We start from the raw sequence: 12,945 nt of genomic DNA, 5'->3' as shown, positions 1-12,945 counted from the left end.
AGAAAATGTTCGGTTTATCATCTAAGAAATCAAAAAAGACTAATACAAAAACACTTTGTTCTATCCCAGAATTTATACAAACCATGAAAGAATCAAGCGATTTTGTCTCTTATAACATACTTAAAGATGAAACGTTGTGCTTGTTTTATTATAAATCTGTCGTGGAAGCACTTATTATTAAACAATTCATTTTAACTCCTATAAAAAAGGAATCGGAACAAATCCAAAACATCTCTGATTTATGTAATATCATCTCTATTGAAGACATTATTACCTCCCCTTCTATTGATGATATTCGTGAAAAATTATTAGGTGGATATATTTTAATACGATTAAAAAACAATTCGAATCCTGATCAATATGCTTTAATTCGTGCCGAAAGTACTGTTTTAGGAAAACGATTATATAACGATACAGAAAATGAGTATAGCGTAATCGGGCCTAAAATCGGTTTCGTTGAAAACCTTGATACAAATATCCACTTATTACGCCGAAATATCGTAACGGAGCAACTCATTTTTAAAGAAGTTACCGTCGGATCTATATCAAAAACGAAAGTAGCAGTTGCTTATATAGAAGGAATTACAAATGAACAATTTGTCAACACCGCACTTCAACGGCTAGAAGACATTGACTTTGATGTCCCATTTGATTCAACTATGATTGAGCAATTTATTAGTGATAATAGCAATTCACCTTTTCCTGTTCTATTACCTACAGAGCGATTAGATCGAGCTGTATTTGCGTTAATTAACGGGGAAGTTTTAATTTTAACAGATGGCTCTCCATATGCTTTATCAGGACCAACAACGTTACTGGATTTTTTCATTTCACCAGAAGATTATTATTTACCGTGGATGATTGGATCGTTCTTTCGTATTATTCGTTTTTTCGGAGCTATATTTTCTCTGTTTTCCTCCGCTATTTATACAGCGGCTTTAACATATCATTATCAAATGATTCCTGCCGATTTACTAGGTCCTATTATTTTCTCGAGAGCTAACGTACCTTTCCCTCCTATTCTAGAAGCACTCTTTTTAGAAATTACAATTGAATTGCTTCGTGAAGCAGGAGCACGTTTACCGACAAAAGTCGGACAAACGATTGGGATTGTTGGGGGGATTGTAATTGGACAAGCATCTGTTGAAGCAGCTTTAACAAGTACAATTTTATTAATTGCAGTTGCTTTATCCGCCCTTGCATCTTTCACAACACCGACTGTAAAGATGTCTTCTACTATCCGGTTGTTACGCTTTCCGCTTATTCTTTTAGCCGGTGCATTCGGAGGATTAGGCCTTATTGTCGGATTTGTATTTATTTTAGCTCATTTAATTAAATTAAAATCACTTGGATCACCTTATTTATTACCTTTATATCCATTTCGTGGTTTAGGTACAGCAGAAGGTTTTCTTCGATTACCATTTAGTCAAACGGCACAAAGACCTTCTTTTCTTAGACCAAAATCAAAATGGCGCTACAATCCAAACAAATCGAAGCAAAAACGTGATGGTGAGAATGAATGAAAAAAATTTTATTGCACCTTATCATTATCTTCTTCGTTTTACAAACTGGCTGTACACAAACGTATATAGTGGATGCACAGCGTATTATTCATATTGCTGGATTTGACATCACAAAAAACAAAAAATTCCAAGGAACTATTCTATTCCCAGAGTACACACATGGTGTAAAGTCTAAACCAGAGACGCAAACAACATCTGCCCGTTCACTTGAAACAATTGCTTCACGATTAAATGCGAAATCTCCTCACAATGTTGTTGTAGGTCAAATGCGTGTCGTCCTATTTGGAAAGGCTCTAGGGGAACGCGGAATGGGAGAGATTATTACTAACTTACAACGTGACCCAAATATCGGGCGTGATGTACAACTAGCAATTGTAGATGGATCGGCTGAAGAGCTTTTAAATTACGGAAAAAAAAATGGGTCTTTATATATTGCTGATTTACTCGAGCAAAATATAAGAAATGAGAACATTCCACAAACTGAATTAAACATTTTTTTATATAATTATTACTCTTCTGTATGTGATGCCTATGTTCCTTATATTAAAATGGACGATAATCATTCTGTCGCTGTCAAAGGACTTGCCTTTTTAAAAGGCGATAAAGTCGTCATGTATACGGATAAAAGACATTCTGTTTTAGCAAAATTACTTATTAATCCTACGAAAAATGGACGTTACGAAGCAGCAATAAAAAAGGATAAATATAAAGGTATGGTTGTTATACAAAACTTAGCTGGGGAAAATAAGTATGATATAGATCAAACTGGCGACATACCAAAAGTAAAAATCCATTTAAAACTAAATGGATTAATTAAAAACTCTCCTAATTGGATTGATCTAAGAAAAAAAACAAATATCAACTATATAAAAAAACAAATTGAACGAAATGTCGAAAAAGACTGTGAAGATTTAATAAAACAATTTCAAGAAAAAGAAATTGATCCTTTAGGAATACGAGATGAAATTAGAAGCCATACGAGAAAATGGAATATAAAACAAATTCGAAATATGTATAAAAATATAGCGGTAGATATAAATTTAGATCTTAATATTGTACAATCTGGAATCGGAGAATAGTGAGGTGAAATAAGCAATGAATACAATGAATAAAACAAAGACCGTATCTCCATATTTTGCATTTATTTTATTGCATTCTCTCCAGGTTGGTATAGGAATTCTCGGATATCAACGTGTAATTTTAAAAAATGCAGGTTATGATGCTTGGATTTCTCTTATTATTACAGGTATTGCAACTCATATTGTACTGTTTTGTATGTTAAAAATGCTTGAAAAAGACGGAGATTTAATTAGTATTCATACAACAACCTTTGGAAAATGGGTTGGCTCTATATTTTCTGTAATTTTCACTCTTTATTGCTTATTATTTTGCCTTACTGTTCTTCGTACATATATAGAAGTGATACAAGTTTGGATTTTCCCTACCATTAAGTTATGGAAACTTACGCTTATGTTTTTATTAGTCACTTACTACATTATAAAAGGTGGCTTCCGTTCTGTGACAGGGATATGTTTTTGGGGTATTGTTCTTCCTATGTTCGTTGTATTCTTTTTAGTCTATCCGATGAAGTATGCACATTTTCGTAATATTTTACCTATTTTTACACATTCACCTTTTGACATGCTTATATCTGCAAAACACTCTGCATTGGAATTTCTAGGGTTTGAAACAATTCTTATCTTTTATCCCTTTATTGAAAAAGGAAAATCTTTAAAGCGATGGGCCCATGCTGGAATTGCTTTTAGCACCTTAATTTATGTAGTTTTAGCTATCGTATCTTTTATGTATTACAGCGAGGGACAATTAAACCGTACTATTTGGCCTACTTTAACGATGTTAAAAATAATTAAAGTTCCTTTTATTCAGCGCTTTGAATATATTATTATTTTCGTTTGGTTTTTAATTATTTTACCAAACCTTTGCTTAACCATTTGGTCATCATGTCAAACGATGAAGCGTTCCTTTCATATTTCATTTAAATTTACATTACCGTTTTTTATTTTCATCATATTTTCAGCTTCTCTACTTTTCACAAACCGTGAAAGTATCAACACATTAAATACCGTACTATCTCAAGCGGGTTTATATATTGTATACGCTTATATCCCAATTTTATTTCTATTCCATTCGCTAAGATGGCGCTTCAAAAATCAGTCAAAAAAATCTTCAACCGATACACCGTAATCTCTGATACAATTTGATTAATACATTTGTAAAGGGGACAAGCGAATGAAAAAGTATGTATTTTCTTTACTTGCAGTACTAAGCTTAATTCTTGCTGGATGCGGAAGTACTGGTACAAATGACCAAAAATCTTCTGAATCAAAAAAAGAAGAACATGACCACGCATCGCACACTCAGCAAGCTGACATTCAAGAGAAAACAAAAGGAGTCGACACACTTCCTACCTTCCTAGATAAGCTTGATCCACAAATGAAAGATATCTACACCGTCGCTGGACAAAATGCAGAGCTATTAGATTGGATTCCATGCTATTGTGGTTGCGGTGAAAGTGTAGGACATAAAAATAATAAAAACTGCTTTATTCGTGAAATTAAAAAGAATGGTGAAGTTGTTTGGGACTCCCATGCAACGACTTGCGTCAATTGCCTAGAAATCGCAGTTGAATCTGCTTCCATGAAACAAAAAGGAAAATCAACGCTTGAAATTCGTAACTATATCGATAATAAATACAAAGAAGGCTATGGTAAACCAACACCTACGCCAATGCCAAAAGCTTAAAAAACGAGGAAACTCCTCGTTTTTTCTTTTCATTCACTTTTTTTCTTAACAAATTCTTTCAAGTGTATTTCTCCTTACTTATCACACACTATATATAACTCTCGGTAAGGAGGGTACACAGTGCAAACATATAACGACTATGATAAAGCTCTCTATTACACGTATTGCTGTAATTGGGATAAATTACTCGTTCTCATGGTTCAAACGAACGATCAATTATTTTCTAAGCGTATTGAGCATTTTTTACACGCTTATCAATACAGTAAAGAACTCCCAGAAGTTGATAAACAATTGCAGCTCCTATTTCAATATATTGACCACGCATCCCAAAAGTCTCATGTAGAAGAAGTAGAACAAATTCAAATGTAAACTATAGCGCTATTCTCTTCCGGAGAATGGCGCTTTTTTAAAATATTTATATCAATAAAAGTTTCTCCTTATAAAACTTTTATTGATAAACATATTTTTTCTTTCTTTTCCATACCACTTCATACTATAATTTAGTATGTAACTATTATAAGAGAGGTATAAAATATGGGACGAGAAAAAAAGCAAGAATATGCTTTACTTACCGCATGGGGAGCTTCTTTTATCGCTACACTAGGAAGTCTGTACTTTTCCGAAATCATGAAATTTGAGCCTTGTGTTCTTTGTTGGTATCAACGTATTTTTATGTATCCATTCGTTTTATGGCTCGGTATCGCTGTGGCAAAGAAAGACTATCGCATCGCAAATTATTCTTTACCAATCGCAACTATTGGTGCTTGTATTTCTTTATATCACTATGCAATTCAAAAAGTCGCAGCATTTTCAGCTGCTGGGGCAGCTTGTGGACGTGTACCATGTACGGGAGAATACATAAACTGGTTCGGCTTTGTGACAATCCCGTTTTTAGCACTTATCGGCTTTATTACAATCGCTGTTTGTAGCTTTATTGTCATCAAAAACAAATAAGGAGATGAAAGAATGAAAAAAATGCTCATATTTGGTGGTATTATTATCGCCTTGTTTGCGGCAATTTTCGCTGTAACACAAATGGAAGAAAAAACTACTACCAGCCAAAAAATGGAAGGAGGAAGTGCTACTGGTAGTCAAACAGATGGTCCTGACTACTACACAAATAAAATCTCTCTTTCAGATCTTCAAAAGAATTTACAAGAGAAAAAAGAAGAAACAGTATACTTTTATCAAACATCTTGCGTTCATTGCCAAAAATTATCTCCTGTCGTAGTGCCAATGGCTAAAGACTTGAACGTTGATATGAAAGTTATGGATATTGAAAAATTAGATGCTCCTTGGGATGAATATAAAATTCAAGGTACACCAACAATCATTCATTTTAAAGATGGCAAAGAAGTGAGCCGTATTAGCGGTGAACAGCCGAAAGACAAATTAAAAGAATGGCTTGAACAAACGAAAAAGTAATAAGAAAAGGAAACTCCTTCTACACATGAAATAGGCGTAAAATCCCACACTAATGTATAAGGAGGGGGTTTTATGCCAGAAGTAAGATGTTCTGTTTCCAACTGTTCTTTTTGGGGACAAGGTAACTTTTGTCAAGCAAGTGCGATCATCGTTCAGCCTGATGCAGATGAAACTGGTCAAACTGAAAATGATTCATATACAGCTGCTGTTTTAACAAACGAGACGCTAGAAAGTTCTGTAGCAACGAGTGTAGAGACTTGTTGTCATACATTTAAGCCTAAATATTAAACATAAAAAGCATACGATTCATCGTATGCTTTTTTACATCCCTCTCCAAAAATCATGCATAATAAAAAAGTACAAAATAACGAGAACGGCCGTCCCGCATAGGGTAATGCGCCGATATATACTCTTCTCTCCTTCCCTCGCTTTCACAAACGCCCAAATAAATCCGAAGAATAATATTAAATCAACATATGGAACATAAAAAGAAAAGACGAGAAACGCATATAAATACACGATAAATAAACAGGTCGTTACTAAGAAAACTTTAAACGCAAATTCACTTTTCATAATATAACCGCCCCCTATCTGTACTGTATTATATTCAGCAAAATACAATAGTTGCAGTTAAACTCCAAGTATAAATAAGCTACCGTCTATAATACGGTAGCCATTACGGAACATTGTATTTCCGTTTATATATATTACTTAAAATCGAAGAAGGAATTTGCTCGTAACGAATTTTCTCTCCTGTTTCATCTATAATATACGAATTGTTTCCTATATAATATATTCCATCTTTTCGTTTTGAGTACACCGGATATCTTTCATTTGGCAATACAGTTTTTACCTTCGTTAACTGTCCATTTGGTTCTTGCCAATATATATCCGCGCGGTCTACTAACGTAAGTACTCCAATTTGTTCTTTTTCTATTTTTCGACCATTCCAGCTCACAACGCGATAACCAAGCTTATTCGCTTCATATTCGGGGCTCGTATGAAAACGAGAAATGATTACTTTTGTTTGTAATTGTACTCTGTCATATAACCATTGTATATCCCTGTCATGCATGCGAATACAACCATTTGATTCCCTACTTCCAATCGTCCATTCCCGGTTCGTCCCGTGAATCGCATATTCATTCTTATCTAGTCCCAGCCACCTCGTACCGAGAGGATTATTCGGTGCACCCCCAGGTATTTTTTTTCGATGGTATTCTTTATTTTTAAATTTAGTTATAATACAAAAGTTACCTTCAGGCGTAGGTGTACGATCTCTTCCAGTCGTTACTGGAAATGTTTTTGTATAATTTCCATTCTCAAAAAAAGACAACTGATTTGTCGTAAGATTCACTAATATTAAATGATCTGTATTAGCAAAAGCACTAACCGGTAGGATGAAAAATAATAGTATGACGAAACATAACTTTTTCAGCTATATCCCCCCTAGCGCTCACTATAATAAGTGGAATTAACATTACTTTGCTCTTATAAATGAAAACTATCCATTTACAATAACGCCCCCATTTACGTGTATCATTTGTCCAGTAACATAAGAAGAATCACCAGACGCTAAATATACGTATGCCGGCGCTAACTCATATGGTTGACCAGGCCTTTGCATTGGGACATTGCTCCCAAACTGAGAGACTTTCTTCTCATCAAAGCTCGATGGAATAAGCGGTGTCCAAATCGGTCCTGGTGCAACACCATTTACCCGAATCCCTTTTTGCACTAACGATTGAGAAAGTGATCTTGTAAAAGCTACGATTGCTCCTTTCGTTGCGGAATAATCAATTAACGTTTCATTTCCTTCATATGCAACGATAGATGCTGTATTTATAATGACATCCCCTTTCTTCAAATGAGAAAGGGCTGCTTTCGTAACGTGAAAATAAGAAAAAATATTAATACGAAATGTTTTTTCTAGCTGTTCTGCTGTAATATACTCTAGCCCTTGCTGCGGATATTGCTGCGCGACATTATTTACTAAAACCTGTAAACTACCTAGCTGCTGGACGGTCTCTTGAACAACATCTTTACAATGCTGTTCATCACTTAAATCACCCGGCAACAATACACACTTTACACCTTCTTTCTCAACATATTGCTTCGTCTCATTAGCATCTTCTTCCTCATCTAAATAAGCAATCGCAACATTTGCTCCCTCTTTTGCAAAAGCGATGGAAACTGCGCGTCCAATTCCGCTATCTCCTCCCGTAATTAACACATTCTTTCCTTTTAACTTTTCACTTCCTTTATAATTTGGATCTTCAAACTGCGGAAGTGGATTCATTAATGATTCAATCCCCGGCTGTTTATTTTGATGTTGCGCTGGCATTGTTACAAAGTTTTTTTGCTGTGGCATAGCTTCTTTCAACTCCTTTTCCTTATAATGTGCATAATAAAAACTGAAATTCACACATCAAGTTACGATTAATATTCGAATTTAAGACACAAAATATGAATTGTTATAAACTTTTTATGCAAAACTATTGCAAAATAGTTTAAAAACGAATATTATATATAACTGTTGTGAAAATTATTCGTAAACAGAAAGGATGTTTATATGTTTAACCTTTCAAAACATAAAACTTCTATTAAAACTGAAATTATGGCAGGTATTATTACCTTCTTAACAATGGCATATATCATTGTCGTAAATCCTGTTATCCTTGGGGATGCAGGTGTTCCATTTGAACAAGCATTTACAGCAACAATTATCGCTGCTGTTGTCGGAACATTATTTATGGCAATCTTTACAAACTTACCAATCGCAATCGCGCCAGGTATGGGATTAAATGCTTACTTCTCTTACTCTGTTGTAAAAGCTCATGAAGGCATGACTTTCGCAATTGCATTCTCTGCTGTATTCGTAGCAGGTATGATTTTAATTTTGCTATCATTTACATCTTTCCGTACAAAATTAATGGAAGCAATTCCTGAAAACTTAAAACATGCAATTACTGCTGGTATTGGGCTATTTATCGCCTTTATCGGTTTACGTTTAACAGGTATCGTTACAAAAAATGATGCAAACTTAGTTGGACTTGGTGATCTTCACTCTGCTCCAGTTCTACTAGCATTAGCTGGACTTGGAATTACTATTATCCTTATGTCTTTAAATGTAAATGGCGCACTATTTATTGGTATGCTATTAACTGGTATTATCGCTTTCTTCACAGGACAATTAACATTCTCAAACGGTGTTACATCAATGCCTGGATTACCAGAAGGAATTATCGTTTCAAATCCAATTACTGCTGTATCTGACGTAATTAACTACGGATTATACGGCGTTGTATTTTCATTCTTCCTTGTTACATTATTCGATACAACAGGTACATTACTTGGTGTAGCTCAACAAGGTGGATTTATGAAAGACGGAAAACTTCCAAAAGCTGGACGAGCTCTTCTATCTGACTCATTCTCAGCAACAATTGGTTCTATGTTCGGAACAACACCATCAACAGCTTACATTGAATCATCTGCTGGTGTTGCAGCTGGTGGTCGTACTGGTTTAACAACTGTTACAGTAGCTGTTCTATTCGCACTAACAGCATTCTTCGGCCCATTAGTAAGTGCTGTTTCTGGTGTATCAGCTATTACTGCACCATCATTAATTATCGTTGGTAGTCTTATGATGGGTTCAGTTCGCCACATCGATTGGGACGCATTTGATGAAGCATTCCCAGCATTTTTAGTAATCTTAAGCATGCCACTTACATCAAGTATCGCAACAGGTATCGCACTTGGATTTATTTCATACCCACTTATGAAAGTGGCAAAAGGTAAATTCCGTGCTGTTCACCCACTTGTATATGTATTTGGAATTTTGTTTGCTTATCAATTGATATTCTTACCACATTAAAAAAGTAGAGCATCGAAATCCGATGCTCTACTTTTCTTTTATAACAATCATTCAAACTATAAAGGCACCTCCAAAATATGAAGGAGCTTATAACCTTTTAATACTTCTCTTCTACCTGTAATTCTTTACTATACTTTTGAATGAAAACTGACGAAACAACCATTACCATTCCTACACTAAATCCAATAAGCTGATCCAGTAGCATCTCATCATGTATGAGCCAGCGAAGTAGAAATACCCCTCCAAAAATAAGCATAGCAGTAAATCCGGTATGCCTAAGTCCTTTATATACATTTTCCATATGTATCACCTCTTCGCACAACATTATCCATATTATACCATACAACCATCAAGTAACCGTATCGTCCTCTGACAATATGCAGCTACCTTTTGATCATGTGTAACAACTAGCACTGTTTTTCCTTCTTTATTAATCTCTTGTAAAATACTCATAATTTTTTCCCCATTTTCTTGATCAAGAGCACCAGTCGGTTCATCAGCAAGTATAATTTTTGTATCTTGTGCTAAAGCCCTTGCTATTGCTGTTCTTTGCTGTTCTCCTCCTGATAACTCGTAAGGATATTTGTTAATATGCCTCTCAAGCCCTACCATTTTCAGCATTTCTTTTGATATTTGCATACGTTTCTTATGAGAAATTCTTCTATATATAAGTGGAAGCATTACATTTTCAATAATCGTATAATCATCGAGTAGCGAAAAGTTCTGAAACACAAATCCAACTTCCGTGTTTCTATACTTATGATAGTTTTGCTTTAATGTACTCGTATCCATTCCATCTAAAAAATACTTTCCAGCAGAGGGGCTATCGATTAAGCCAATAATGTTAAGGAGAGTAGACTTCCCCGAACCAGAGGGGCCCATAATGGCTATCATTTCGCCTTTTTCTATTGTAAGATTAATATCTTTTAAAGCACTAAAATTATTCTTTCCAAAGCCCTTAGCCACATTTGCGAGCTGAATCATCTATAACACCTCTTTCATATATGTATTTTTTATTTTTAGTACATTGAAATAAATGATTGCATATATAACGAGGATCATTACAAGTGATAAAGCACCTATAACAACCAATGATTCTATAGAGACTTTTAACGTTCCAAAGAAAGATACTATACTATTTTCTAGCCCTTTCTGAATTTCAATTACTCCGCTATTCTCCCATTGAAAATACATTATTCCTATACATATCGCTAAAACGAATAGCAACATATACTCAATAATAAATGGAAGACATATTTGAAAAGTGCTTGCACCTAACGCTGATTTAATAGAAATATTTTTACGCTCCATATAAAGTGCTGCCATTGATGTCAATACAATAGATAGAAATGAAAAAAATAAGACTGTACCGCTTAATAATAAGGGGTATGACATATTATCAATACCTTGTTTTTCATTTTCTAACAATTTATTCGGATTTGTAACATAATACGAATAACCCTTACCTTCCGTTACCTTTAATACTTTCTTTTGAAATTCATTTATATTTATCTTCTCCTTTGTTTCTATAATTAACCCATTGTATAAAAGTTCTACACTATAGAACTCTATTTCTTCTGTTCCAATTGGTAAAATCGCCATGTCATCTAATAATGTAATACGATTATCCGATATTTCACCACTTCGAGGATATGTAAATGGTGAATTTTTTTCTAAAAAGCCAATTACTTTTAGCTTCATTTTTCCAGATGGTATAACATCACCAATAGATACCTTTTCTATATAATTAGCCCCTAATATAACAGGTCTAATATCAAATACTGATTTATGAAATTCCGATTCCTCAAAATATCTTCCTTGTGAAATTCGTATATGAAAGTACTTATTAATATCTTTATCAACAATAAGAGTCTTTATCGTTCCATTTTCTTTTTTTAAACTAAGTGAATAGTTACGGAACAAATAATTTGTTTTATTTGTTATTGGTATCGTATTAGATAACCCTTGCATGAAATGTTGATAATCACTTTTTGCTTTTTCTTCGCTAAACAATGTTATATCTTGCGTCGCATAAAGTTCATAGAAATTTTTATGAGTCGATAAATTATTTGCTACCGTCATCATTTTTCGATATCCCGAAAGATTACTAACAAATTCTATTGCTGAAGAAAATGCAATAATTAAAGAAATTACTATAATCAAACTTGGTAACAACCGTTTTTTCACAGACCGTATAGAATCAAATATAAAAAACATGAAGACCTCCTACATTCTTAAATGTTTTCCGGGATATATATTTATAATGTGCTTGATTGGAATTACAGTAACAAACATTGTAAGAAAAATTATAAAAACAATATTACATACCAATACATATGGTGTTAACGGTTTTAATAAGTATGTCTGAAAATACGTATGAATTGTTCCAGAAAACATTTCTAACACCAGAAAAACCAACAGCATCGCCACTAGAGAAATAAACAAAATTTGAATATATAGTTCGCAGTAAATAGATATATTAGAAGCACCTACTGCTTTTTTTAATGAAATCTCTCTTTCTTTTTTATAAATCCAAAATAAAACCGCAGAAATGCCAGAAACAATTGCAACAAGAATAAATTTATAATAATACTTATTTGCTGGATCTATATGTGTCACATGTAGTTCCTGAAGATCTCGTTCATTCAGTATTTGAACATCTCCCGAAAGTACTTCTTTACTCCTATCCATAAACTTTTTTATTTCGTTATGAATAGATGATGTAGGATTAACAACTGTTAATTGTAATTGTTTACTCGCGATAATACCTTTTTTAGATATAGTAGGTAAGTTTTGAAGTGGAACGTATATACCTGCTACACCGACGTCACTGTCTTTTCTTGATATAGTTCCTATTTTTTTATATGTATCATCAAATTCATATAACTCCTCTACATTCGTTTGATCGCCAACAACCATATCGTTTACATTTTCACGATGAAAATATTGTCCTTCAGAAATATATGGCTTCCAATAATAATCATCTTTTAAGTTCACAGCTATAATCTTTGTTGCCCCTGAACTATTTAATGCTTTTAAATGCTCTACATAAATATCACTTTTAACAAAAATATCTTGTATGAAAGGAATTATCTCTTCCAATTCAGTTGCATTCGCTATCGGAACAGTTAAAATTTGATTCTTCTCTGGAAAACCGATTTGAAAAGCAGATATAAAGTTTCGTTTAGATTCTGTTAAAAGTGCGGCTATTGATATAGAAAGAAAAGAAATAAAAAATGACATAAGGAGAATTAAGAAAAACAGTTTATTGCTTTTTATATTTTTAAAAGCTAGGTACATGTCTGTGCTCCTTTTAAATAAGAAGGAGATGATGAACATCCCCTTCTCCTTATCCAAATA

General features: G+C 33.8%; 16 protein-coding genes. 9 read left to right on the top strand and 7 right to left on the bottom strand.

The features are described from left to right. Nucleotides 1–5 precede the first annotated feature (5 nt). From DN400_RS09635 to DN400_RS09600, 8 genes are all read left to right on the top strand, one after another. Entirely contained in the window at nucleotides 6–1,523 is a 1,518-nt protein-coding gene (locus DN400_RS09635) for a spore germination protein (RefSeq protein ID WP_000467494.1), read from the top strand. Continuing rightward, entirely contained in the window at nucleotides 1,520–2,602 is a 1,083-nt protein-coding gene (locus tag DN400_RS09630; RefSeq protein WP_147801648.1) for a Ger(x)C family spore germination protein, read from the top strand. Before DN400_RS09635 ends, DN400_RS09630 begins: the two co-directional genes overlap by 4 nt. A 16-nt stretch (nucleotides 2,603–2,618) precedes the next feature. Then, nucleotides 2,619–3,728 carry a GerAB/ArcD/ProY family transporter gene (locus tag DN400_RS09625; protein ID WP_001095046.1) on the top strand — a complete coding sequence of 370 codons (1,110 nt, stop codon included), beginning with the start codon at nucleotides 2,619–2,621 and terminating at the stop codon, nucleotides 3,726–3,728. Between the two features lie 45 nt (nucleotides 3,729–3,773). Further along, nucleotides 3,774–4,286 carry a PCYCGC domain-containing protein gene (locus DN400_RS09620; RefSeq protein ID WP_000761026.1) on the top strand — a complete coding sequence of 171 codons (513 nt, stop codon included), beginning with the start codon at nucleotides 3,774–3,776 and terminating at the stop codon, nucleotides 4,284–4,286. A 120-nt stretch (nucleotides 4,287–4,406) separates the two neighbouring features. After that, complete coding sequence (locus DN400_RS09615) at nucleotides 4,407–4,655, top strand: YhdB family protein (protein ID WP_001195459.1); 249 nt, start codon at nucleotides 4,407–4,409, stop codon at nucleotides 4,653–4,655. Nucleotides 4,656–4,820: 165 nt separating this feature from the next. Beyond that, a complete protein-coding gene (locus DN400_RS09610; RefSeq protein ID WP_000532261.1) occupies nucleotides 4,821–5,240 on the top strand; it encodes a disulfide formation protein C in 420 nt (139 codons plus the stop codon). 12 nt (nucleotides 5,241–5,252) lie between these two features. Beyond that, the gene (locus tag DN400_RS09605) at nucleotides 5,253–5,711 is read left to right on the top strand and encodes a thioredoxin family protein (RefSeq protein WP_065228326.1); all 459 of its coding nucleotides are present in this window, start codon (nucleotides 5,253–5,255) and stop codon (nucleotides 5,709–5,711) included. 72 nt (nucleotides 5,712–5,783) lie between these two features. After that, the gene (locus tag DN400_RS09600) at nucleotides 5,784–5,999 is read left to right on the top strand and encodes a DUF1540 domain-containing protein (protein ID WP_001115481.1); all 216 of its coding nucleotides are present in this window, start codon (nucleotides 5,784–5,786) and stop codon (nucleotides 5,997–5,999) included. Between the two features lie 33 nt (nucleotides 6,000–6,032). Here the strand turns inward: DN400_RS09600 and DN400_RS09595 are convergent, their stop codons facing one another. The 3 genes from DN400_RS09595 to DN400_RS09585 form a co-directional block, all read right to left on the bottom strand. After that, a complete protein-coding gene (locus tag DN400_RS09595; protein WP_000834195.1) occupies nucleotides 6,033–6,284 on the bottom strand; it encodes a hypothetical protein in 252 nt (83 codons plus the stop codon). A 103-nt stretch (nucleotides 6,285–6,387) separates the two neighbouring features. Beyond that, on the bottom strand, nucleotides 6,388–7,149 hold the full coding sequence (locus DN400_RS09590) for a L,D-transpeptidase (protein WP_065228325.1): 762 nt from the start codon (nucleotides 7,147–7,149) through the stop codon (nucleotides 6,388–6,390). Nucleotides 7,150–7,215: 66 nt separating this feature from the next. Beyond that, nucleotides 7,216–8,082, bottom strand: a complete 867-nt coding sequence (locus DN400_RS09585) for an SDR family oxidoreductase (RefSeq protein ID WP_065228324.1) — start codon at nucleotides 8,080–8,082, stop codon at nucleotides 7,216–7,218. A 201-nt stretch (nucleotides 8,083–8,283) separates the two neighbouring features. Here DN400_RS09585 and DN400_RS09580 point away from each other — a divergent pair, with 201 nt between their 5' ends. Next, complete coding sequence (locus tag DN400_RS09580) at nucleotides 8,284–9,585, top strand: NCS2 family permease (RefSeq protein ID WP_044783317.1); 1,302 nt, start codon at nucleotides 8,284–8,286, stop codon at nucleotides 9,583–9,585. A gap of 97 nt (nucleotides 9,586–9,682) precedes the next feature. On the opposite strand, the gene DN400_RS09575 is transcribed toward DN400_RS09580, so the two are convergent. From DN400_RS09575 to DN400_RS09560, 4 genes are read right to left on the bottom strand one after another with little or no spacing between them, the layout of a single operon-like run. Further along, nucleotides 9,683–9,910 carry a hypothetical protein gene (locus DN400_RS09575; protein ID WP_141505400.1) on the bottom strand — a complete coding sequence of 76 codons (228 nt, stop codon included), beginning with the start codon at nucleotides 9,908–9,910 and terminating at the stop codon, nucleotides 9,683–9,685. Nucleotides 9,911–9,918: 8 nt separating this feature from the next. After that, the gene (locus DN400_RS09570) at nucleotides 9,919–10,569 is read right to left on the bottom strand and encodes an ABC transporter ATP-binding protein (RefSeq protein ID WP_000615279.1); all 651 of its coding nucleotides are present in this window, start codon (nucleotides 10,567–10,569) and stop codon (nucleotides 9,919–9,921) included. Continuing rightward, entirely contained in the window at nucleotides 10,570–11,802 is a 1,233-nt protein-coding gene (locus DN400_RS09565) for an ABC transporter permease (RefSeq protein ID WP_065228322.1), read from the bottom strand. Between the two features lie 9 nt (nucleotides 11,803–11,811). Then, the gene (locus DN400_RS09560) at nucleotides 11,812–12,885 is read right to left on the bottom strand and encodes an ABC transporter permease (protein ID WP_065228321.1); all 1,074 of its coding nucleotides are present in this window, start codon (nucleotides 12,883–12,885) and stop codon (nucleotides 11,812–11,814) included. Between the last annotated feature and the right edge of the window lie 60 nt (nucleotides 12,886–12,945).

It is taken from the genome of Bacillus sp. AR8-1, assembly GCF_008042345.1.
Classification (GTDB): domain Bacteria; phylum Bacillota; class Bacilli; order Bacillales; family Bacillaceae_G; genus Bacillus_A; species Bacillus_A cereus.
This window is presented reverse-complemented; position numbering and strand designations above follow the sequence as displayed.

Excerpts from the sequence above, each read along its gene's own strand:
- DN400_RS09610 (WP_000532261.1), top strand. The coding sequence starts at position 4,821 with ATGGGACGAGAAAAAAAGCAAGAATATGCTTTACTTACCGCATGGGGA.
- DN400_RS09630 (WP_147801648.1), top strand. The coding sequence starts at position 1,520 with ATGAAAAAAATTTTATTGCACCTTATCATTATCTTCTTCGTTTTACAA.
- DN400_RS09585 (WP_065228324.1), bottom strand. The coding sequence starts at position 8,082 with ATGCCACAGCAAAAAAACTTTGTAACAATGCCAGCGCAACATCAAAAT.
- DN400_RS09635 (WP_000467494.1), top strand. The coding sequence starts at position 6 with ATGTTCGGTTTATCATCTAAGAAATCAAAAAAGACTAATACAAAAACA.
- DN400_RS09575 (WP_141505400.1), bottom strand. The coding sequence starts at position 9,910 with ATGTTGTGCGAAGAGGTGATACATATGGAAAATGTATATAAAGGACTT.
- DN400_RS09560 (WP_065228321.1), bottom strand. The coding sequence starts at position 12,885 with ATGTACCTAGCTTTTAAAAATATAAAAAGCAATAAACTGTTTTTCTTA.
- DN400_RS09620 (WP_000761026.1), top strand. The coding sequence starts at position 3,774 with ATGAAAAAGTATGTATTTTCTTTACTTGCAGTACTAAGCTTAATTCTT.
- DN400_RS09605 (WP_065228326.1), top strand. The coding sequence starts at position 5,253 with ATGAAAAAAATGCTCATATTTGGTGGTATTATTATCGCCTTGTTTGCG.
- DN400_RS09595 (WP_000834195.1), bottom strand. The coding sequence starts at position 6,284 with ATGAAAAGTGAATTTGCGTTTAAAGTTTTCTTAGTAACGACCTGTTTA.
- DN400_RS09570 (WP_000615279.1), bottom strand. The coding sequence starts at position 10,569 with ATGATTCAGCTCGCAAATGTGGCTAAGGGCTTTGGAAAGAATAATTTT.
- DN400_RS09600 (WP_001115481.1), top strand. The coding sequence starts at position 5,784 with ATGCCAGAAGTAAGATGTTCTGTTTCCAACTGTTCTTTTTGGGGACAA.
- DN400_RS09580 (WP_044783317.1), top strand. The coding sequence starts at position 8,284 with ATGTTTAACCTTTCAAAACATAAAACTTCTATTAAAACTGAAATTATG.
- DN400_RS09625 (WP_001095046.1), top strand. The coding sequence starts at position 2,619 with ATGAATACAATGAATAAAACAAAGACCGTATCTCCATATTTTGCATTT.
- DN400_RS09565 (WP_065228322.1), bottom strand. The coding sequence starts at position 11,802 with ATGTTTTTTATATTTGATTCTATACGGTCTGTGAAAAAACGGTTGTTA.